Here is a 20,367-nt window from a genome sequence, read left to right as displayed (position 1 = left end):
CAAGACTCTGGCGCCATGCACCTGATCCTGCTCTCGCCGATCACCTGGGGCCTGCTGCTGGCGGCGGTGCTGCTGTTGGCCTGGTCACGGATGGGCACCGCGCTGCGTGCGATCGGCGTTGTCCTGGTCATGGCGGTGCTGGTGCTGTGCATGCCGCTGGGCGGCAATGCCCTGCTGGGCCATGTCGAATCGCAACTGCCCGACGATGCGCGCTGCCAGGCGCCAGGTACACCTATTGTCGTGCTCGCCGGTGGCCTCGACGATGAGCCGCGTGCCGACGACGACTATGCCGCCCTCACCCTGGCCAGCTGGCGGCGTCTGTTTGGCGCGGTTTCGCTGTGGCGATCAAGCCCGGGTACCCCGCTGGTGATCGCCGGTGGCGGCCCGTTCCGGATCAAGGAGTCGGCGGTGCTCGCCCGTCTGGCGCGCGACTGGGGCGTGCCATCGACCGTGCTGCGCACCGAATCGGATTCGACGACCACCTGGGAAAGCGCGATGGCCCTGCGCGGCACGTTGCCCGCGCGCATCCGCCTGGTCAGCTCGGCCGAGCACCTGCCGCGGGCACTGCTGTCGTTCCGCGCCGCCGGCTTCCAGCCGTGCGTGGAAGCCAGCGATTCGTCTTACATGCCGGCCGGTGGCATCGGCTACTTCCTGCCGCAGACATCCGGCGTCGAGAAGTCGCAGACGGCCCTGTACGAGATGGCCGGCATGGTGAGCTATCGCATGCGCGCGCGGACCGCGGCGCCGGTGACTGCCTCGCGATAGTCGAGGCAGGGCCCGGCACATGCCGGGCTCCCTGCATGTTGGCTGGCAGTGCGCCAGCCCGTGATCAGAACGACAGGCGCACGCCGCCGAGGTACTCGGTGACACCTTCGGACAGAGTCACCGAGGTGGTCGCAGCCCAGCGGTCGGTGAAGTGGTATTCCAGGCCGAGGTCAGCGTAGACGTTGCCATCGAGCTCGAACGAGCCCAGCGACTCACGGACGTCACCCAGGTCCTGGTAGCCCAGGTAGGCATGGCCGATCAGCTTCGGCGCGATGCGACCGCGCAGGCCGCTGCTGACACGGAAGCCGGCGACATCGTCGCTGACGCGGTTCGGAGCGTTCTTGATCTGGAACTGACCGACGCTGAGGTTGGCATCCTTCTCGACATAGGCGGCCTGGGTGACCCAGTCGAGGTTCTCGCTCAGCCCGGTGGCGAAGCCGCCGCCGAGGGACCACTCGTTGACGTCATTGTGGCCGCCGAAGTGGTTGATCTTCTGCTCGCGGTAGCTGCCGGTGACGAAGAAGCCGGCACCCACTTCGAACGAACCCGTCAGGCCGATGCCCTTGTAGTTCGCTTGGGGTGCGTCGTTGTAGATGTAGTCGAGTTCGACGTTGGAGTAGCCGAGGCCGTTGGCTTCGGTGGCGTTGGCGGAAACCGACGCGCAAGCAAGTGCAATGAACAGCAAGGTCTTCTTCATCAAGGACATCCAGAGTGTGGGAAACCAACGGGCCCAGGCGGACCCGGCAGCCCTGTGGGGGCGGTGGATTCAACCACTCTGGTGCTGACTGCCACATCAGAACTGTCTGATTCTCGAAGTGGAGAAGCCTCAATCCGCTGCCGCGTGCCGGATCTGCTGCAGCAGCCACGCCAGGCCGGGGTCGGCATCGAATCGCCTGTGCCAGGAGAGGAAGGCCGTTGTCGATGCAAAAGGCAGTGGCGGTTCGTGCACGCTCAATTCGAACAACTCGGCGAATGTGGTGCCCATGCGTCGGGGCAGGTTGCAGATGAAGCCGGTCCTGGCCGCGATGATCGGCATCGCGAGGAAGTGCTGGACCACCGCGCCAATGGACCTTTGCAAGCCCCGCTGCGCGAGCATCTGGTCGACGACGGTGCCACGCCGGTCCGCTGTCCGGATGGCGACGTGCGGCCTGTCGAGGAAGAGTTCGAGCGGGAAGCGCCGTTTGCCGAGCTTCTCCCGTTTCCAGATCAGCGTGGCCACGTTCACCTCGGCCACGGCCTCGCTGCACACGCCTGAACCCCGGATGGCCTGGGCGTCGATGACGGCGTCGATCTCGCCCGATTCCAGCAGTGGCTGGCCCTGTTCCGCATCCGGGACGGGAACCAGCCGGATCAGGATGCCCGGCGCCTCGCGCCTTATCGCCTCGAGCAACTGCGGTGCGATCGAGAACTCGACCAGATCGCCGCAGCCGATCGCGAACTCTCGCCGCGCCAGCGCAGGTGCGAACGGCTCCGATTCCTGCAGCGCAACGCCCAGCTTCGCCAGCGCGTCCGTGACCGGGCCGATCAGGGTTTGCGCGCGTGAGGTCGGCACCAGCCCGTTCCTGCTTTGCACGAACAGTTCGTCGCCAAGCGCATCGCGAAGGCGTCTGAGTGCATGGCTGACTGCCGGCTGCGTCAATGCGAGGCGATCGCTCGCGCGGGTCACGCTTCGTGTCTCCCACAGGCGCAGGAACACCGCAAGCAGGTTCAGATCGAAGTTGTCGACATTCAGTTTACGCATGCGATGGATTCGGACATTTCATTTTACTTGTGAGCCCTGGCGTTGAGAGATTCAGTCCTGCCCAGCTCAGCATCAGGCGAGGAGACATCGATGACAGGAAGCAGTGCAGTACAGGCCGGCGCGGCCAACGCGGTTTCGTTGGGGTGGTTCTGCCCGACGCTTGGAGACACCAGCGCGTTCGGCGATCCTGCCATGACCATCCCGCAGTCGCTCGAGCACTTCGAGCGGGTCACGATAGCGGCGGAGGACGCCGGCTTTGACTACATCCTCGTCCCGGTCACGCCGTTCTGCTGGGACGCGTGGATGGTTGCATCGTTCCTGCTGGCAAGGACAAAACGCATCAAGACATTGGTCGCGATCAAGCCCGGGTACATTCATCCGGTCGCGCAGGCAAAGATGGTGGCCGCGCTGGATCAACTGTCCAACGGACGCGTGCTGCTCAACCTCATCGCCGGAATCAGCGAGAAGGATGCGCGGGCGGAAGGACAGTTCGAATCCAAGGAAGAGCGCTACGCGCAGCTGGAGGAAGAAGTCGTCCTCATGAAGCGGCTGTGGACCGAGGAAAGCGTCGCCTTCGACGGTCGCTTCCATCGCGTTGCCGGGCCGCGGATCACGCCCGGCCCCGCGCAGCAACCGCATCCGCCGTTCTTCCTCGGCGGCGGTTCCGAGCAGGCGGCCGAGATCTCGGCCCGGCATTCGAGCGAGCACCTGTTCTGGGGTGATTTCCCCGAGCGCATCGGCGAGGAGATCATGCAGATGAGGGCGCGTGCCGCCAGGTACGGTCGCGAGGACGAGATCCGTTTCTCGATGCGGCTGCAGATCATCTGCCGCGAGACCGAGGCGGAAGCCTGGGCAGCCGCGGACAACCTGATTGCGGGCGTCGGTGACGAAGGCAAGGCGCTGGTCAAGGCGCTGGAGGGCTCCAGTGGTTCGGTGGCCAACCAGCGCCAGCGGGAGCTGTCGAAGACGGTGGGTCGCAAGATGACGCCGCACCTGTGGACCGGCATCACCGAGGTCCGTCCCGGCGCGGGCGTGGCGGTGGTGGGCGATCCCTCGCAGGTGGCAAGGCAACTGCAGGATTTCATAGACGTCGGTTGCAGCGGATTCTGCCTGTCGGGCTACCCGCATCACGAGGAAGCCGAGCGCTTCGGTCGCCTGGTGATGCCGCTGTTGACCGCTCGCGGCTGATCGCCCCAGGAGACCGTCATGACCTCCTTCGACTCCAGCCTTGATTCCACCTTCGACTCCAGGGAGTTCCGCCGCGCGCTTGGGGCGTTCACCACGGGTGTCACGATCGTGACCACGCGCGGCCCGGCAGGCAACGACTGCGGCCTGACCGCCAACAGCTTCAACTCGGTGTCGATGGATCCGCCGCTGGTGCTGTGGAGCCTGGACAAGACGTCCACCAGTCTCGATGCATTCTCCGGCGCCGGCCACTTCGCGGTGCATATCCTGGCCGCGGACCAGGAGTCGACCTCCAACCGGTTTGCGCGCAGTGGCGTCGACAAGTTCGAAGGCATGGATCTGGCGCGCGGTCACGGTGATGTGCCGCTGATCGACGGCTGCTCGGCCAGGTTCGAGTGCCGGGTTGCCTACAGGTACGACGGCGGCGACCACATCATCTTCGTCGGCGAGGTCGTGGCCTTCGATACCTTCCATCGGCCGCCGCTGATATTTCACGGCGGCAATTACGGCCTGTTGCTGAAGAAGTCCGATGAAGCAGCCGGCGCCGGTGCGGGCATTGGCAACGACTGGCTGGGTTTCCTGCTCGGTCGTGCGTTCTACCAGCTGCTGATGCCGATCAAGAAGAGCCTCGACGAGCACGGCCTGCGCGACCTCGACTACACCATCCTCACGGTGCTCAGCATGGGCGAGGGGAGGACGATCGACGATCTCGGCAAGCTCGTGGCCATGACCGGTTACCAGATGGGCGAGGCCGACATCGCCGAACTCATCGAGCGCGACCTCGTGACCGTCGTGAGCACGGACGGAGGTGGCGAGGCGGTGGTGCGTTTCACCGACGACGGCCGCCGCTACGCGATGGAGTTGCTTGCATTCGGCAAGTCGGCCGAGGGCGATGCCGTGCGCGACCTGGACCATCGCGAGGCCCAGGTGCTGAAGATGCTGCTCCGGCGCGTGATCGGGTCCACCGCTGGCGGTCTCCCCGACTGCTGGCGCAAGGACCGGTTCTGGCGAGATGACAACATCTGGCGCGAGGAGATCGCTGTGGCTGAAGGAAGCAGCTGACACCCGGACCGGCACACAGGCGACATTTTCCAAGGATGGAACGACATGCGTACTTCGGGCAATCTGGCGCTCACGCGTCGCGCAACGTTGTCGATGGCCGTGGTGATCGCCCTGCTCGATCCCCCCCTCGCCCATGCCATCGATTTCCAGAACGGCGAACTTGAGGGCAGCTTCGACACCACGGTTTCCTACGGGGCTTCGGTGCGGGGCCAGGGGCGAGATCCGCAGCTGGCAGGCAAGGCGACGATCAATCCGCTGATCGGGCGGCAGAACGTCACGCTGGGGGCGTTGTCATTTCCAGGCAGCCCCGCGCAGGTGGCCGCACCTGGCAGTTTTTCTGTCAACCGCGACGACGGCAACGGCAAGTACGACAGGGGCGACCTGATCTCCAGCGCGCTCAAGGTCACCTCCGAACTGAGTCTGGAGTGGCGTGGATGGGGCGCGTTCACGCGCGCCACCTGGCTCCACGATTTCCAGAACGACGACCGCCAGGACCTGACCCGTATAGCGCGCAGCCGCGTCGGCGAGCGCTTCCGCGTCCTCGATGGTTTCGTCTACAAGGACTTCGGCTACGGCGAGGGCAAGACGGCCAGCGTGCGCGCGGGACGCCAGGTCGTGAGCTGGGGCGAGAGCACCTTCATCAGCAACGGCATCAACGTGATCAACCCGGTCGACCTGTCGGCGTTGCGCGTGGCCGGCGCTGAGCTGAAGGAAGCATTCCTGCCGGTGCAGTCGCTGTGGGCATCGTTCCAGGTGACCGACAATCTCTCGATCGAAGGTGTCGTGCTGGGCGAGTTCGAGGAAATCGAGGTCGATCCGTCCGGGACGTATTTCAGCAGCAACGACTTCGCCTCGCCCGGTGGCACCTACGCGATGCTCGGGACGGGTACGGTGCCGCAGCCGGTCGACAATCCCGAGCTGTATTCCCGGGTCTGCAACGGCACTGCCGATGGCTGGGCGCAGAGCGATCGCGTCGGCGCCCATGCGGACACGTTGCGCGCCCGGTTGCCGGCAGGCACGTCCGATGCGGTGATCCGCCAGCAGGCACTGGCGCTGGTTGGTACCGGTTGCGCAGCCTCGTACCGGCGCGGGCCCAACAACAATGCCAGCGACAACGGCCAGTTCGGCGCCGCCACACGCTGGCTGGTGCCGGAATTGGGCGATACCGAATTCGGCTTCTATTACCTGCGTTACCACAGCCGGTTGCCGCTGATCTCCGGTTACGCCGCCAGCGCGGCGCCCGCCACCACGCCCGGTTCCCGCGGGTTCGGCGCGCCGGTGCGCGGCGCCAGCGTCATCGTCGAATATCCCGAGGGCATCGATCTGTATGGCCTGAGCTGGAACAGCAACCTGCCGCTGGGCGTTGCGTTCCAGGGCGAGGCGAGCTACCGGCCGAACCTGCCGCTGCAGTACGACGACGTCGAGCTGCTGCTGGCCACGCTGTCGCCGCTGACACCGCCCGGCAGCCCGGTTCCGCCCGCGGCGCGGTTCGTCAGCCAGCTCGGGCAGTTCTCCGCGGGGCAGTACGTCCGCGGCTGGGGCCGGTATGAGGCCAGCCAGCTGCAGTCGACATTCACCAAAGTGTTTGGCGAAGTGTTCGGCGCCGATCAGATCGCGCTGGTCGGCGAGATCGGCGCAACGTTGATCAACAACCTGCCGGACCGGTCGCGACTGCGCTTCGAAGGGGAGGGCACCGACACTGGCGGTGGCTGCGCCATTGCCGACGTCGGCACGTTCGGTTCGCCGGATCCACGAACCGGAAGCACGCCACTGATTCCAGGCACGGGCCTGTCCACGCCCGGTTGCCTGCGCAATGCACAGACGTTGCCCGGCGCCGGACTGCCCACGGATTTCTCGTGGGGGTACCGAATCGCCGCGCGCGCCGACTTCAACTCGGTGCTGGGCGGTCCGGTCAACCTGGGGCCGCGCATCGGCCTCAACCACGACGTCCAGGGCACCACGCCCGGGCCAGGCGGCAACTTCCTGGAGGGGCGCATGTCGCTGACCGTGGGCATGGAAGCCAACTACCTCAACCGCTGGGTCCTCGACATCAGCTACACCGCCTTCGGTGGCGCCGAACCCTACAACCAGATTTCCGATCGCGACTTCGCGTCGGCCAGCGTGAAGTACTCATTCTGATGGGAGACACCGCGATGAGCATCAATCTTCGGAAGTCGAGCGCACTTTGCGCAGCATTTGTCGGGGTCGGCCTGCTGGTGCCGGGCGTGGCCTTTGCCGCGACGCCCATGGGGGCCGAACAAGGCGCGAACGCAGACGGTTCCATACCGCCGTGGACCGGTGGCCTGGCCAAGCCTCAACCCGGCTATCAGCCACGCCGCCACCATCCCGATCCATTCGCCGCCGAGAAGCCGGTCCTGCAGATCACCGCGGCCAACGCCGACAAGTACCAGCACAGGCTGTCGCCTGGCTTGCGCGCGATGCTGGCGCGCTACAAAAGTTACCGGGTCGATGTCTACCCGAGCCACCGCACGGCCGCGTTTCCGCAGTGGGTATACGACGCAACGGCGAAGAATGCCGCTGCCTGCAAGCTGGTCGGCGACAGCGCCGGTGTGCAGGGCTGCACCGGCGGCGGCATTCCCTTTCGCGCGCCCAGCACCGGGGCCGAGGCGGTCTGGAATCACAAGCTCAAGTACCGCGGCTTCTCCTCGCAGATCTTCGACAACCAGGCTCCGGTCACGGCCGGCGGCACGTACAACCTGGTGCGCATCCGCGAGGACCTTCTGGTGCCGTACGACAAGCAGGGAAGCACCTCGGACACCATCAACAACGTCGGTTCGTACTTCAAGCAGGAAGTCCTCGGGCCGGCGCGCCTGGCCGGGCAGGTGATCCTGGTGCACGACTCCATCAACGATGCGGTCTCGCCGCGCCAGGCCTGGGTCTACAACCCGGGCCAGCGCCGCGTGCGGCGCGCGCCCAACATCGCCTACGACAACCCGGCGACGGCATCCGACGGCCTGCGCACCAACGACATGTACGACATGTTCAACGGCGCAATGGACCGGTACGACTGGAAGCTGGTCGGCAAGAAGGAAATGTACGTGCCCTACAATGCCTACCGGGCCAAGCTGAGCAAGCTCGACGAACTGGTGCGGCCAGGCCATTTCAATCCCGACAAGCTCCGCTACGAGCTGCACCGGGTCTGGGTCGTGGAAGCGACGCTGAAGCCGGGAATGCGCCACATCAATCCGCGACGCACGTTCTACCTGGACGAGGACAGCTGGCAGATCCTGCAGGTGGACCATTACGACGGTGCGGGAAAGATCTGGCGTTACTCGGAGGCGCTGCCGATCCAGTACTACGAGGTGCCTCTGTTCTGGACCGGTGCGGACGTGCACTACGACCTGAAGTCGGGACGCTACAACGCCGTGTTCCTCGACAACGAAGACCGGCCTCGTGACTTCACGCACCAGACCAGCCCGGCTGCCTATTCGCCCCAGAACCTCCGCGCTTCTGGCGTGCGCTGACAACAGGAACCTGCATGTCGCATCCGTGTCCGCGCCTGCGCGCGCCGTTTCTGGTGCTCGCCGGAGCGCTTGCCCTCCCCGCCGGTGCGACCGGTCCCCTGCCTGACCCGGCCTTTCTTCCCGCAGACGCCACGAGGCGTGGCGAGGGTGCGCTCCTGCTGGATGCCGGCCTCGTCGGCCACGGCTATGTCGCGGTAGGTGAGCGCGGGCTGGTGCTGCTGTCTGGCGACGGGCAGGCCTGGCGACAGGCCGTGCCGGTTCCGACCCGCAGCACGCTCGTCGCGATCGCTTCGGTCGGTGACTCGGTGTGGGCTGCAGGCCATGACGGGGTGATCGTGCACTCCAGCAATGCCGGCCGGAGCTGGGTCCGCCAACGTGCGGCGCCCTGGACGGCGGACGACGCCGATCCTGCCCACGGCACGCCGGTGATGGACCTGTTGTTCGTCGACGCCCGCCACGGATTCGCAATCGGCGCCTATTCGCTGCTGCTGGAAACGCACGATGGCGGCAGGACCTGGGTGACGCAGACGCTGCCGGGCGGTGCCGACGATACGCAGGCCGCACAGCCGGTGGTCTCGGCGGTACCGACGGCACCCGCAACCGCCGACTGGGTCTTCAGCGACGACCAGCTCGAGCTGGGCGACGAGAGTGACCCGCACCTCAACGCGATCGCCCGTACCGGCTCAGGTGGCCTGGTGATCGTGGGCGAACGTGGCAGCGTCTACCGCTCCCGCGATGACGGCGCCACATGGGTGCGCGGCAAGCTGCCGTACAACGGCTCGATGTTCGGCGTGATCGGCTGGTCAGGTGAGCATGTGCTTGCCTTTGGCATGCGCGGGAAAGTGTTCGAATCCCGCGACCTGGGCACAAGCTGGACGGCGGTCGAGTCCGGTGTCGCCACGGCACTGATGGGCGCAGCCGCACTGCCCGAGGGCGGCGCGGTGCTGGTCGGCGCCGATGGTGTGGTGCTGCGGCGCGATCGCGGCGACGCCGGCTTCCGCCGACTGACTCACACCGTCAGGACCGGCGATACGCCGACGCTGGCTGCGGCGCTGCCGGTTGCCGGCAACGCGGTCCTCGTCTTCGGCGACCGCGGCGTCGGCCGTGTGGCAATGACGGTCCCGGCGCCATGACCGGCAAGCGCAGAGGCAACAGCATGCATGACAACCTTCCTCCGCACGGTCGCTTCAGCCGGCTTGCCGAACAGTGCGTCTTCGGCGCCCGCCCGCTGATCCTGCTGGCTTTCGCCGCCATCACGCTGGCGATGCTGTACTTCGCCAGCCAGCTGAAGGTGGATGCCGGGTTCAAGAAGCAGGTCCCGCTGCAGCACGAGTACATGCGCACGTTCCTCGAATACGAGGGCGAGTTCGGCGCGGCCAACCGTGTCCTGGTCGCGGTGATGGCGAAGGACGGCAGGATGTTCACGCCGGACTTCTTCAGCACGCTCGAAGGCGTGACCGCCGACGTGATGGCCATGGAAGCCACCGATGACGCGCGCGTGCGATCGCTCTACACGCCCAACGTGCGCTTCGTCGAAGTGGTGGAGGACGGCTTTGCCGGCGGCAACGTGGTACCCGATACCTTCGATGGGACGACCGCCACGGCGGAGCAGTTCCAGGTCATCCGCGACAATATCCTCAAGGCGGGCATCCTCGGCCGCCTGGTGGCCAGGGACTGGTCGGGGGCCATGGTCTGGGCGGACCTGGTTGCGGAGGATTCCGGCCCGGGACTGGACTACCAGGCTGTCGCCGGGCAACTGGAGGCGATCCGCAGCAAGTACGAGAAGGCGGGCGTCACGGTCCACATCATCGGTTTCGCCAAAGTCGTGGGCGATATCGCCGACGGTGCGCGCTCGGTGATCAAGTTCTTCGCTGTCACGGTCGGGCTGACCTGGCTGCTGCTGTTCCTGTATTCCACGTCGGTCAAGCTCGCCTCACTCACCGTGGCCTGCGCCCTGGTCGCCACCGTCTGGATGCTGGGTGCGTTGCGCCTGTTCGGCTTTGGCATGGATCCGATGAACATGCTGACGCCGTTCCTGATCTTCGCCATCGCGGTCAGCCACGGCGAGCAGATGATCAACCGCTTCCGTGGCGAGCTGTTCTTCGGCGGCCTGGAAGACGGCACCACCGATGAATTGCGCTGCCGCCGCGGCGTGCCGGCGGAGCAGGCCGCGCGACGTGCATTCCGGGCGCTGCTGGTCCCCGGTGCGGTGGCGCTGGCCGCCGGCTGTATCGGCTTCGCCGCGATCCTGGTGATCCCGATCCGGATCATCCATGAGCTGGCGATCACGGCAACGGTCGGGGTCGCGATCATCGTGTTGACCGACCTGGTGCTGTTGCCGGTGCTGCTCAGCCACACCCGCCTGGGCAACCTGGAGCGCAAGCGCGAGTACCGGCTGCGTCAGCTGACCCGCTTCGATCGGGTCTGGGCACTGCTGGCGCGGCTGAGTCGTCCGCTTCCCGCAGCGGTGGTGATCGTGCTGGGCGTGGTGATCTGGTTCGCGGCAGAAAAGCGCGGCGACGAGGTGAAGATCGGCGATTCCGAGCCGGGCGTGGCCGAGCTGAGACCGCAGGCGCGCTACAACCAGGATGCGCGGCTCATCGCCGACAGGTTCGCGCTGAGCATCGACATCCTCAACGTCATCGCCGAAGCGCGGCCGGATGCCTGCACGCTCAGTTTCAAGGCCATGGACCTGATCGACCGCTTCGCCTGGCACATGGGCACGGTGGACGGCGTGGAGCAGGTGATCGCCCTGCCGATGGCGGCCAAGATCGTCAACGCCGGCTGGCACGACAGTTCGGTGCGCTGGCGCGTGCTGCCGCGCGACCCCGACAGCCTGCGCGTAGCGACACAGGGATTCGAAACCGATTCCGGCCTGCTCAACGCCGACTGTTCGGCCATGCCGGTCTCGATATTCCTGAGCGACCACCGCGCCGAAACCATTGACCGCGTCATCGCGGCCGTGCGCGGGTTTCGCGAGCGCAACGGTGCCGCTGCCGGCAGCGACGTGAACCTGCGCGAGAAGCTGGCAGCCGACGCCAGGGCCGCCGAGGCGCGAGGGCAGGCGTTCAGCAGCGACGAGGTCAATCTTCGTCTGGGAACCGGCCATATCGGCGTTGCCGCGGCGGTCAACGATACCGTGCGCGCGGTCGAGCACCGCATCCTGTACCTGCTGTATGCGGCGGTATTCCTGATGTGCCTGGTGTCGTTCCGCAGCGCACGCTCGGCACTGTGCATCGTGTTGCCGCTGGTGCTGGTGACCGAACTGGGCCACGCACTGATGGTGCAGCTGGGCATCGGCATGAAGATCAACACCCTGACGGTGGTGGCTCTGGGCGTTGGCATCGGCGTGGACTACGCGATCTACCTGTTTGCTCGCATGGCGGAGGCAATGCGCGGCGGCAAGACCGTCGGCGAGGCCTACTTCGTGGCGCTCAAGACCACCGGAGTGGCGATCTTCTACACCGCGTTGACGCTGGCGCTCGGAGTGGCGCTGTGGATCTTCTCCGACCTGAAGTTTCAGGCCGACATGGGGGTGATGCTGACCTTCATGTTCGTCGTCAACATGGTCGCGGCGATCGTGTTCCTGCCGGCGCTGTGCCGGTGGCTGCTCAGGCCGCTGGAGCGCGACGACCGGGGGGAACCTGCGCAGCCGGTCCGTTGACGGCTGCGCCATTCAGTCCGGCGCGATGTCCCAGTCCAGCGCCGTGTCGGCCTTGCCGAGGAACGCACGCATCAGCAGGCGCTGCACGCGGGTTCCATAAGGCGGATGGAACAACTGCGTCGGAAAGAAGCGGTGACGCTTGAACACGGTCCTGGCGTGGGAGAGCTCGCGGAACCCTTCGACGCCGCGATAGGTGCCCATGCCCGAGTTGCCGATGCCGCCAAAAGGGGCGTCGTGGTTCATCACGTGCCAGCCCCAGTCGTTGATGGTGACGCCGCCAGAGTGGGTCCGCTGCAGCAACCGTTGGCGCGCCTGCGGATCGTGGCTGAAGCAGTACAGGGCCAGGGGGCGTGGACCGGCGTTGATGTGGTCGATGGCTTCATCGAGGTGGTCGTAGGCAACGACCGGTAGGATCGGCCCGAAGATTTCCTCGCTCATCAGCCGCATGTCCAGCCGGACGCCAGTCACGATGTGCAGCGGCATCTGCCGGCCCCGGCCGCCGTCGTCGTCGCCGCAGACGGTGATCCGCGCGCCTCTGGCGCGAGCATCCTCGAGCAGCGAGAGAATCCGTGCGTGCTGGCGTTCGCTGGCGACACTGGTGTAATCGTGATTGCCCGCGGTTCGGCTGCCGAACATCGAGATGAACGTGTCTCGTGCGGCGCTGACGAAGGCCTCGATGCGCTCGCGCGGCACCAGCGCATAGTCCGGCGATACGCAGATCTGGCCGCAGTTGGTCGCCTTGCCATGGGTGATGCGTGCCGCTGCGTCTGCCAGCGGGTAGTCGCGCATGACCACGGCAGGCGATTTGCCGCCCAGTTCCAGGGTCACCGGCGTCAGGTTCGCCGCCGCGGTGCGCATGACCGCCCGCCCCACCGCAGGCGAACCGGTGAAGACGATATGGTCCAAGGGCAGCGACGTGAATTCGTTGGGGTCGAGGAGTTCCTCACCGACCAGGGCGACCTGGCTTTCATCGAATGCCGCGGCCAGCATTTCCTGCAGCACCGCGTTGGTGTGGGGCGTCGCTTCGGGCATCTTGATCATCACGCGGTTGCCAGCAGCCAGTGCCATGGCCAACGGACCCAGCGACAGGTAGAGCGGGAAATTCCACGGTGTGATCACCCCGACGACGCCCTTGGGCTGGTAGTGCACCTGCAGGCTGTTGGTCAGGAACAGCAGTTCGGTCGAACGGCGACTGGGCTTCATCCACCGCCGCAGGCGCGAGAGCGCGTGGTTGATCTCGAGCGTCGTACCGAGGATGTCAAGCATCTTGGACTCGGCCGGGGAACGCGAGCCGAAATCGCGGCTCATCGCCGCTGCGAGCACGTCCTGGTAGCGCAGCAGCTGGCACTTCAGCGCCAGCAGGTGGTGACGGCGCTCGGCAATGCCCGGGTAGGGGTGGGCCGCGAATGCCGCTCGCTGGCGATCGAAAAGGCTGGCGAGTCGGCAGGCCGGCGTTGTCGAATGACGGTTATGGCGATCGTTCATGAGAGGCCGCCTTTGCCTACTGCGCAGGCGGGTTCTGGTCGAAGCGGTCGGTGTTGGCAGGGCTGAGGGTCCAGGGCTGCGCCGACAGGCACCAGAGTTCAACCTGCGGCCGGACCCAGGAAGGATCGTTGAGCGTGCCGGCCTTGATCACGGCCATCCCCGGCATCGAATCGAGCACGGTATGGATTGGCGAACCGCAGCGCCGGCAGAAATGCCGCCGTACCGGCAGGCCGCTGTCGCCGACGTCGTCGAACGTGGCCAGGGAGTTTCCCTCCAGCCGCAGCGTCGCCATGGGGACCACCACGTTCACCGAGAACGCGCTGCCGGACTGTTTCTGGCAATGGGTGCAGTGGCAGGTCGCCACCACTGCCACCGGACCATCGCTTTCGTAGCGAACGCTTTCGCACAGGCATGCGCCCTTGATCTTCTGCATTTTCTGGTTCCTCTCGTTGGAAGGGTTGGAGTTGGGTTCAGGTACTCGACAGCACGTGCGCGTAGCGGCGGCGCAGCTCCACCTTCTGGACCTTGCCGGTGGCGCCGAGCGGCAGGCTGTCGAGGAAGATCACCTCGTCGGGCAGCCACCAACGGGCGACCCGGTCGGCCAGGAACTGGAGAATCGCTGCCTTGTCGATTTCCTGGCCCGGCTGCTTCACCGCGCACAACACCGGTCGTTCGTCCCATTTCGGATGGCGGACGCCGATCACCGCCGCCAGGGCGATGGCGGGGTGGCCCATGGCGGCGTTCTCCAGCTCGATCGAACTGATCCATTCGCCGCCGGACTTGATCACGTCCTTGACCCGGTCGGTGATCTGGACGAAGCCGTCCGCATCGATCGTGGCGATGTCGCCGGTGGCGAACCAGCCATCGCGCAGCAGGGGCGTGTGGGACCTGAAATACGCGGATGCGACCCAGGGCCCGCGCACCAGCAGTTCACCGGCGGCCTTGCCGTCGCGAGGCAACGCGTCGCCCTCGCCGTCGACGATCTTCAGCTCGACCCCGAACACGCAGCGCCCCTGTTTGCTGCGCAGCGCGTACTCCCGGTCCGCGCTCATGCCGGCGTGCTTTGCCAGTGGCACGCCTTGCGTGCCCAGCGGGCTGGTCTCGGTCATGCCCCAGCAATGGCGAACTTCGACATCGAACGATTCGGCGAACGTGCGGATGAGCGACTCCGGCATCGCCGAACCGCCGACCGCGGAGCGGCGCATGGTGGTCGGACGCACGCCGTTGCTCTGCATGTACTGGGCCAGGCCGAGCCAGATCGTCGGTACTCCGGCGCTGCAGGTCACCTGTTCGCGTTCGATCAGCGCGAACAGGCTCGCGCCGTCCAGGTGCGGGCCGGGCAGCACCAGCTTGCAGCCGTTCATCGGGGCGGCGTAGGGAATGCCCCATGCATTGACGTGGAACATCGGCACGACCGGCATCACGCAGTCCCGCGCCGACAACGACAGCGAGTCGGGCAGGCCCAGGGCGAAGCTGTGCAGCAGGGTCGACCGGTGCGAATACAGGACGCCCTTGGGCAGGTCGGTCGTGCCGGAGGTGAAGCACAGCGCGCTGGCCGTGCGTTCGTCGAACACGGGCCACTCGAACGCATCGTCGTGCGCATCGAGCAGCGCTTCGTAGCACAGCAGGTTGGGCAGGCTCGAATGCGCAGGCATGCTGGCCACCGGCCCCATCAGTACGAACGCGCCGATGGCGGGGCATTGCGCGGCCACTTTCTCCAGCAGCGGCAGGAAACTGCTGTCGAACAGCACGATGCTGTCCTCGGCGAGATTGAGGATGTACGCCAGCTGTTCCGGGTGCAGTCGCGGATTGCAGGTATGCAGGACCGCGCCGCTGCCGGAGACCGCGAAGTAGGCCTCGAGGTGGCGATGGTTGTTCCAGGCGAGCGTCGCCACCCGGGAGCCATGGCCCATGCCGAGGCCTGCCAATGCCCTGGCGAGGCGGCGGGCGCGCGTGGCCAGATCGCGATAGGTGTAGCGCAGTACCGTGCCGTCGATTTCGCGCGACACCACTTGGACGTCGGCGAACTGGCGCTGCGCATGCTCGAGAAGGCCACTGATCAGCAGCGGACGGTCCATCATCAAACCAAGCATTCGTGTCTCTTCCTGGGGGAAAGGGGGCGATGTGGGCAGGCGATCGCGATCAGCGACTGGCGTTCGTCGCGGCGGCTGCGTTCGGCGGGAGCTCGATTGCGGCCTCCCATGCGGCGGCGTAGTCGAGCGTCCGGCGATAGCCGTGGACGCCGCTGCGGAACAACACGATCGCCACCACGCCCGAGGCCACGAAGATGGCCAGCATCGAGAACTTGATCGCCTTGGGGTCGTCCAGGACGTAGTCGGTGAGTGCGCCGACCGCGACTGGCCCCAGGCCGGCGCCGATCAGGTTCAATCCACCGGTGTACAGCGCCGTCAGTTGTGCGCGGATGCGGCCGGGCGCGATCTGCGCGATGGCCGCAGGGCCGGCGCCGAACAGGAAGAACGAAAAGCCGGCGCTCAAGACCAGGAAAATCACCGCGAGGTCCGCGCCTGGCGCCAGCACCATCGCGCTGGCCACCGTGGTCAGGCCAATGGCAGCGGTCAGTGCCACGCGCAGGTAGCCGTGGGCGACTCCCTTCCTGCGCCAACGGTCGCCAAGCCATGTGCCGAGCAGGGCGCCGGTGGGCCCGGCAATCGCCAGTGCCAGGCCGAATACCTTGCCGATCTGCGGGTAGGTCCAGCCGAACTCGCGCACGAAGAAAGTCGGAGCCCAACCGGCCCACGCGTAGACGCCGGTGTAGAAGAATCCGGCGCCGACGAACAGCGAAACGACGGTCCGTGCGTTGGCGCCGAGGTAGGTCAGGACCGCCGCAACGGGTACTTCGGGCGCAGTGGCTGTCGCCACCGGGTTCGCCCCGCGCTTCCGTTTCCTCGGTTCGGGAATGGTGAGCATGACCGCGGCGACGATGACGCCGGGAAGCCCGACGGCGATGAACGTGGCCCGCCACGGTTCGATGGCTCCGAGCAGTGGCAGCACCGGCTGCGACGCGGTGTAGGCGGCCAGCAACAGCCCGCCGGCGATCAGGCCGATGCCGGAGCCCAGCGGTCCGGCCGCTCCGAACACACCCATGGCGCGCCCGCGCTCGCTGCCGGAGAACAGGTCCGCCAGCAGCGACACCGCGCCCGGCAGCAGTACCGCCTCGCCGACGGCGACGGCGATGCGTGCCAGCAGCAGGTGCCAGTATTCGCCGGCGAGTCCGCCTGCGGCCGTGGCCACGCTCCAGATCGCGATTCCGATGGCGATGATCCAGCGCCGATCGCCACGATCGATGACGCGTGCAATCGGCAGGCCGGCCACTGCGTAGAAGGCGGCGAACGTGAAGCCGTGCAGCAGGCCGATCAGTGTGTCGTTGACGCCCAGTGATTGCTGGATCGGATCGACCAGCAAAGTGAGGATCTGCCGGTCCATGATCGAGAAGATGTAGGCCACCAGCAGCACCCCGACCGCGTACCACGCACGGCCGCTGCTGATGCTTGTGTCATAGCCGCGGCCGCTTGCCGCCTCGGCGGTGCAGGTCACGCGATGCAGTGGCTCATGGGGCTGGGCGAAGCCGCCTTGGCGGTGTCTGCGTTCGCAAAGCAGGGAATGCTGGCCAAGGGTTGGTCCTGACAGGAGGTCAGGATCGAATCTCGCAGCCCGTCTGCGCCTGCGTAAAATGAATTGTGCGAATCCTGGCTATGCGCCGAAGTAATGCCGGATGGCGCTGCGGCGCCGGCTATGCCGCCGGTTGCCTGGCCACCGGCGGGGTCGGCGTCGGGATGCTGATCCCTGACGACGACGATGCATGGGCACGGTCAGCCGAAGGTGCCAGCAGACGCCCGTAGCGATCGAGCAACTGCGCGCCGATCGCGTCCCAGCCGTAGCGTTGCCCGGCGAGTTGCCGCGCCGCCGCAGCCATGCGCGCGACCTTGTCCGGCGAGTCCATCAGCGTCACCACGGCGGCGGCGAAACTACCCGCGTCGTCGGCGAACAGCGCGCTCTCGTCGTGGCGCAGGGCGATGCCCTCGCTGCCGATGGTCGTGGTCACGATCGCCTTGCCCAGCGCCATCGCCTCGAGCACCTTCAGCCGCGTGCCGCTGCCGGCGCGCAATGGGACGACATAGACCGCGGCCTCGTGCACGTGCGGACGCAGGTCATCGACGAAGCCGGCCAGCTGGACGTTTGTCGCGACAGGTTCGGGCACCTGGAAGCCATCGGCCTTTCCGACCAGGACGAACTGCGCGTCCGGACGTGCCGTGAGGATCTTGGGGAACACCGATTGCAGGAACCAGTCGACGCCATCGCGATTGGGAAACCAGCCCATCTGGCCGACGAACACCAGACGCCGCGGATCGGGCGCATCGGCTGCAGGCCGGTTGTTGTCGAGGTCGACGCCGTTGGCGATGACTTCGACGTCACAACCTGGCGCCAGCTCGCGCAGCGACTGCGCGTCCGGATCCGAGCAGGCGAGGATCGCATCGGCGCGCAGGCACGCGGCGCGCTCGAAGGCGCGAAGCGGCGCCACCTGCGTCGACAGGAACGCGCGCGCGGCCAGGCCCGGTTCGATCTGCGCACGCTTGGCCAGCAGATGGTGTTCGACATTGTGGGCGTTGAGGGCGACCGGCACGCCAGCCGGCACGCAGTCGGCGTGCGCCATCAATGGCAGCATGTCGAAGTGGACCAGGTCGGCGTCGCGTGACAGTTCGGCCAGGCGCCGGCGAAGCGCTGGCGAGTCGTACTTGGCGGCCAGGAATGGCGACCGCGTCAGTGTTCCGCGCAACAGGGCGGCTGCCAGCGCCGGGCGCGAATGTTCGCTGGCGATCGGGAAGGTCTCCAGCCGCGCCAGCACGTCGCGCAGTGGGCCGGCTTCGTCGAGCGTGTCGTTGCGGCGCAGGAAGCTGAGCAGCGTGACCTCGTGCCGGGAAGCAAGCGCCTTGAGCAGGTGCCAGGCGCGCAGCTGGTGACCCTCTCGCGGAGGGTAGGGCAGGCGGCTGGTCAGGGCGAGGATGCGTGCCATGTCGCGTCGATCAGTGCGGCTCAGTGCTTGCGCCACAGGCGCGAAGGACCCGCCAGCGAGGCAGGGAGCGACAGCAGCGCGGCCAGGTTGAGCATCACGAAACCGCTGGCCGCAGGCAGCAGCGGCAAGCGCGCCGCCAGCTTCGGCAGGCCCAGGCCGATCATCGCGCCTGCATAGCCCAGCAACTGCGCGTAGAACGCCCAACGGTAGAACGGCGCCGGTGCCAGCGCCGACGAGACCAGCGCCAGCAACAGCGCCCATGGCACCAGCAGGCGCAGGAACTTGTGCGAGAACCAGGCGAAGAACACCGGGTTGGAAAACGGGTTCATCAAGGACGGCATGCGCGCCAGCAACTGCCAGTTGCCGGCCAGGGTGCGCAGCTTGCGGTGGAACTCCTCGTCGGCACTGGTGCTGGCGTGGTCGTGCGCGATCGAGCTGCGCGACATCCAGACCTGGTGCCCGGACCACAGCACCTGCAGCGGCATCCACATGTCATCGAGCACGGTGCCGGCGGGGATCGGCCGGAACAGGTCGCGACGGATGGCGTGGATGGCGCCAGTGACGCCGTGCAGCCAGCCCAGCCGCGCCTCGTCGCAGCGCAGGCGCTTCTCCATGCGCCAGTACAGGCCGACGCCCTCGGTGGCTCCGCCGCGGTGGGCGGCGGCGATCACCAGGTCGCCGGTCACCGCGCCAACCGCCGGATCGGCGAACGGCGCCACCAGCGCACGCAGCGCACGCGGTGCGAAGCGCTGGCGGACGTCGGTGAAGGCCACCAGTTCGGTTTCGACATTGCGCATGGCGGCATTGATCGCCGCGGCCTTGCCGACGTTGCGCGGCAGCGCCAGCACGCGCACGCGCGGGTCGCCGATGGCGGCAGCGTCGGCGGTGCCATCGCGGCTGCCGTCGCTGACCACCAGCACCTGCAGACGCTGCGCCGGGTAGTCCTGGGCGAGGATGTCGTCGATGCGCGCGGCGATCCGCAGCTCTTCGTCGTAGGCCGCCACGATGACCGTCAGGGCCGGGCAGATCCGCGATTCGAAGGGCACCTGTCCATAGCGCTGCGACAGCAGCGCGACCAGCAACGGATAGCCGGCGTAGGCATAGGCGACCACGCCGATGCTCAGCCAGAAGACGCTTTCGGCAGTGATCGCCCCTGCCGTCATAGCAGTCGCTCGCGCAGGCGCTGGTAGCCCTGGTTGCCGAGCACGCGCTTGGGCAGGGAGAGTGCCGCGTGACGCGCCTGCAGCAGCCGCGGCGCCAGGCCGTGCCAGCGTACGAGCGCGGCGAAGTCCTGCATGCCCATGGCGCGGGTGATGGCCAGGCGTTGCAGGCAGCGGTCGCCGCGGGCGCGAAGGTTGGGTCCGGGCACGGAACCGAGCAGGTGCCGGTATCCCAGGCCGTGCGCGGCCTGCAGCTCGCGTTCGCCGCCGCGTCCGCCCGGCAGCGCGATGGCATCGACCGGACGCCGGCTCAGTGCCTGCAGGCGGCAGCGGCTGTCGTCCAGTTCCGACATCAGCGCGGTGGTGTCGAGATCCTCGAGGAAGGCGTGGCTGCAACCGTGCGAGCCGATGCCCATTCCGGCCGCCGCCAACTGGCGGACCTCGTCGGCGGACAGCATCCCGGTTGCGCCGATGTAGCCGGTGGTGATGAAGAATTCGGCTTTCATGCCGCGCTCGACCAGCAGTGGCAGCGCCGCTTCGACGTTGGTTACATCACCGTCGTCGAAACTGATCACCACCGCGCGATCGCCGCGCTGCTGCATCGCCTCGTCGAGCAGCAGGCAGCGGTAGCCCTGCGCCTGGATCCAGTCGAGCTGGCGCGCGAACCGCTCCGGCGTGACGCTGTACACCGGGTCGAAGCGCCCACGCGAATCGGCGTCGACGTGCAGGCCGTGGTACATCAGGATCGGCAGTCTTGCCGGTCCGTTGGCGGCGCTTGTGGTCACGTC

Annotated in this window: 16 protein-coding genes; 7 read left to right on the top strand and 9 right to left on the bottom strand. The window is 67.0% G+C overall.

Annotation, left to right across the window (positions count from 1 at the left end):
• The first annotated feature begins 15 nt into the window (after positions 1-15).
• Positions 16-765: a YdcF family protein gene (locus AC1DER_RS04255; protein WP_477247977.1), complete on the top strand. Its 750-nt coding sequence runs from the start codon at positions 16-18 to the stop codon at positions 763-765.
• Positions 766-829: 64 nt separating this feature from the next.
• On the opposite strand, the gene AC1DER_RS04250 is transcribed toward AC1DER_RS04255, so the two are convergent.
• Together AC1DER_RS04250 and AC1DER_RS04245 are read right to left on the bottom strand one after the other, a co-directional pair.
• The gene (locus AC1DER_RS04250; protein WP_477247979.1) at positions 830-1,462 is read right to left on the bottom strand and encodes a hypothetical protein; all 633 of its coding nucleotides are present in this window, start codon (positions 1,460-1,462) and stop codon (positions 830-832) included.
• A gap of 129 nt (positions 1,463-1,591) precedes the next feature.
• Positions 1,592-2,506 (bottom strand): LysR family transcriptional regulator, encoded by a 915-nt coding sequence (locus AC1DER_RS04245; RefSeq protein ID WP_477247981.1) that lies wholly within the window; start codon positions 2,504-2,506, stop codon positions 1,592-1,594.
• Positions 2,507-2,596: 90 nt separating this feature from the next.
• Between AC1DER_RS04245 and AC1DER_RS04240 the strand changes: the two genes are divergently transcribed.
• The 6 genes from AC1DER_RS04240 to AC1DER_RS04215 are packed head-to-tail and all read left to right on the top strand — an operon-like array spanning position 2,597 to position 11,902.
• Positions 2,597-3,694, top strand: coding sequence for an LLM class flavin-dependent oxidoreductase (locus AC1DER_RS04240; protein ID WP_477247983.1), 1,098 nt, complete (start codon positions 2,597-2,599; stop codon positions 3,692-3,694).
• A gap of 18 nt (positions 3,695-3,712) precedes the next feature.
• Entirely contained in the window at positions 3,713-4,753 is a 1,041-nt protein-coding gene (locus AC1DER_RS04235; RefSeq protein ID WP_477247985.1) for a flavin reductase, read from the top strand.
• Between the two features lie 45 nt (positions 4,754-4,798).
• Positions 4,799-6,892: a DUF1302 domain-containing protein gene (locus tag AC1DER_RS04230; protein ID WP_477247987.1), complete on the top strand. Its 2,094-nt coding sequence runs from the start codon at positions 4,799-4,801 to the stop codon at positions 6,890-6,892.
• 14 nt (positions 6,893-6,906) lie between these two features.
• The gene (locus tag AC1DER_RS04225) at positions 6,907-8,238 is read left to right on the top strand and encodes a DUF1329 domain-containing protein (RefSeq protein ID WP_477247989.1); all 1,332 of its coding nucleotides are present in this window, start codon (positions 6,907-6,909) and stop codon (positions 8,236-8,238) included.
• 14 nt (positions 8,239-8,252) lie between these two features.
• On the top strand, positions 8,253-9,371 hold the full coding sequence (locus AC1DER_RS04220; RefSeq protein ID WP_477247991.1) for a WD40/YVTN/BNR-like repeat-containing protein: 1,119 nt from the start codon (positions 8,253-8,255) through the stop codon (positions 9,369-9,371).
• Between the two features lie 23 nt (positions 9,372-9,394).
• On the top strand, positions 9,395-11,902 hold the full coding sequence (locus tag AC1DER_RS04215) for an efflux RND transporter permease subunit (RefSeq protein WP_477247993.1): 2,508 nt from the start codon (positions 9,395-9,397) through the stop codon (positions 11,900-11,902).
• A gap of 12 nt (positions 11,903-11,914) precedes the next feature.
• Here AC1DER_RS04215 and AC1DER_RS04210 read toward each other — a convergent pair whose 3' ends face one another.
• The 7 genes from AC1DER_RS04210 to AC1DER_RS04180 all read right to left on the bottom strand — a co-directional run bounded on the left by AC1DER_RS04210 (position 11,915) and on the right by AC1DER_RS04180 (position 20,364).
• Entirely contained in the window at positions 11,915-13,387 is a 1,473-nt protein-coding gene (locus AC1DER_RS04210; protein WP_477247995.1) for a coniferyl aldehyde dehydrogenase, read from the bottom strand.
• A gap of 16 nt (positions 13,388-13,403) precedes the next feature.
• Positions 13,404-13,820 carry a GFA family protein gene (locus tag AC1DER_RS04205; RefSeq protein WP_477247996.1) on the bottom strand — a complete coding sequence of 139 codons (417 nt, stop codon included), beginning with the start codon at positions 13,818-13,820 and terminating at the stop codon, positions 13,404-13,406.
• A gap of 37 nt (positions 13,821-13,857) precedes the next feature.
• Positions 13,858-15,480 carry a long-chain-fatty-acid--CoA ligase gene (locus tag AC1DER_RS04200; protein ID WP_477247998.1) on the bottom strand — a complete coding sequence of 541 codons (1,623 nt, stop codon included), beginning with the start codon at positions 15,478-15,480 and terminating at the stop codon, positions 13,858-13,860.
• Positions 15,481-15,529: 49 nt separating this feature from the next.
• The gene (locus AC1DER_RS04195) at positions 15,530-16,942 is read right to left on the bottom strand and encodes an MFS transporter (RefSeq protein ID WP_477248000.1); all 1,413 of its coding nucleotides are present in this window, start codon (positions 16,940-16,942) and stop codon (positions 15,530-15,532) included.
• Positions 16,943-17,138: 196 nt separating this feature from the next.
• Complete coding sequence (locus AC1DER_RS04190; protein ID WP_477248002.1) at positions 17,139-18,419, bottom strand: glycosyltransferase family 4 protein; 1,281 nt, start codon at positions 18,417-18,419, stop codon at positions 17,139-17,141.
• Positions 18,420-18,439: 20 nt separating this feature from the next.
• Positions 18,440-19,582, bottom strand: a complete 1,143-nt coding sequence (locus AC1DER_RS04185) for a glycosyltransferase family 2 protein (protein ID WP_477248004.1) — start codon at positions 19,580-19,582, stop codon at positions 18,440-18,442.
• Positions 19,579-20,364, bottom strand: a complete 786-nt coding sequence (locus tag AC1DER_RS04180) for a polysaccharide deacetylase family protein (RefSeq protein WP_477248006.1) — start codon at positions 20,362-20,364, stop codon at positions 19,579-19,581. Before AC1DER_RS04180 ends, AC1DER_RS04185 begins: the two co-directional genes overlap by 4 nt.
• Between the last annotated feature and the right edge of the window lie 3 nt (positions 20,365-20,367).

The organism is Lysobacter sp. 05T417 (genome assembly GCF_056396405.1).
Note: the sequence above shows the minus strand (reverse complement) of the source record. Positions and strands in the feature narration are given on the sequence as shown.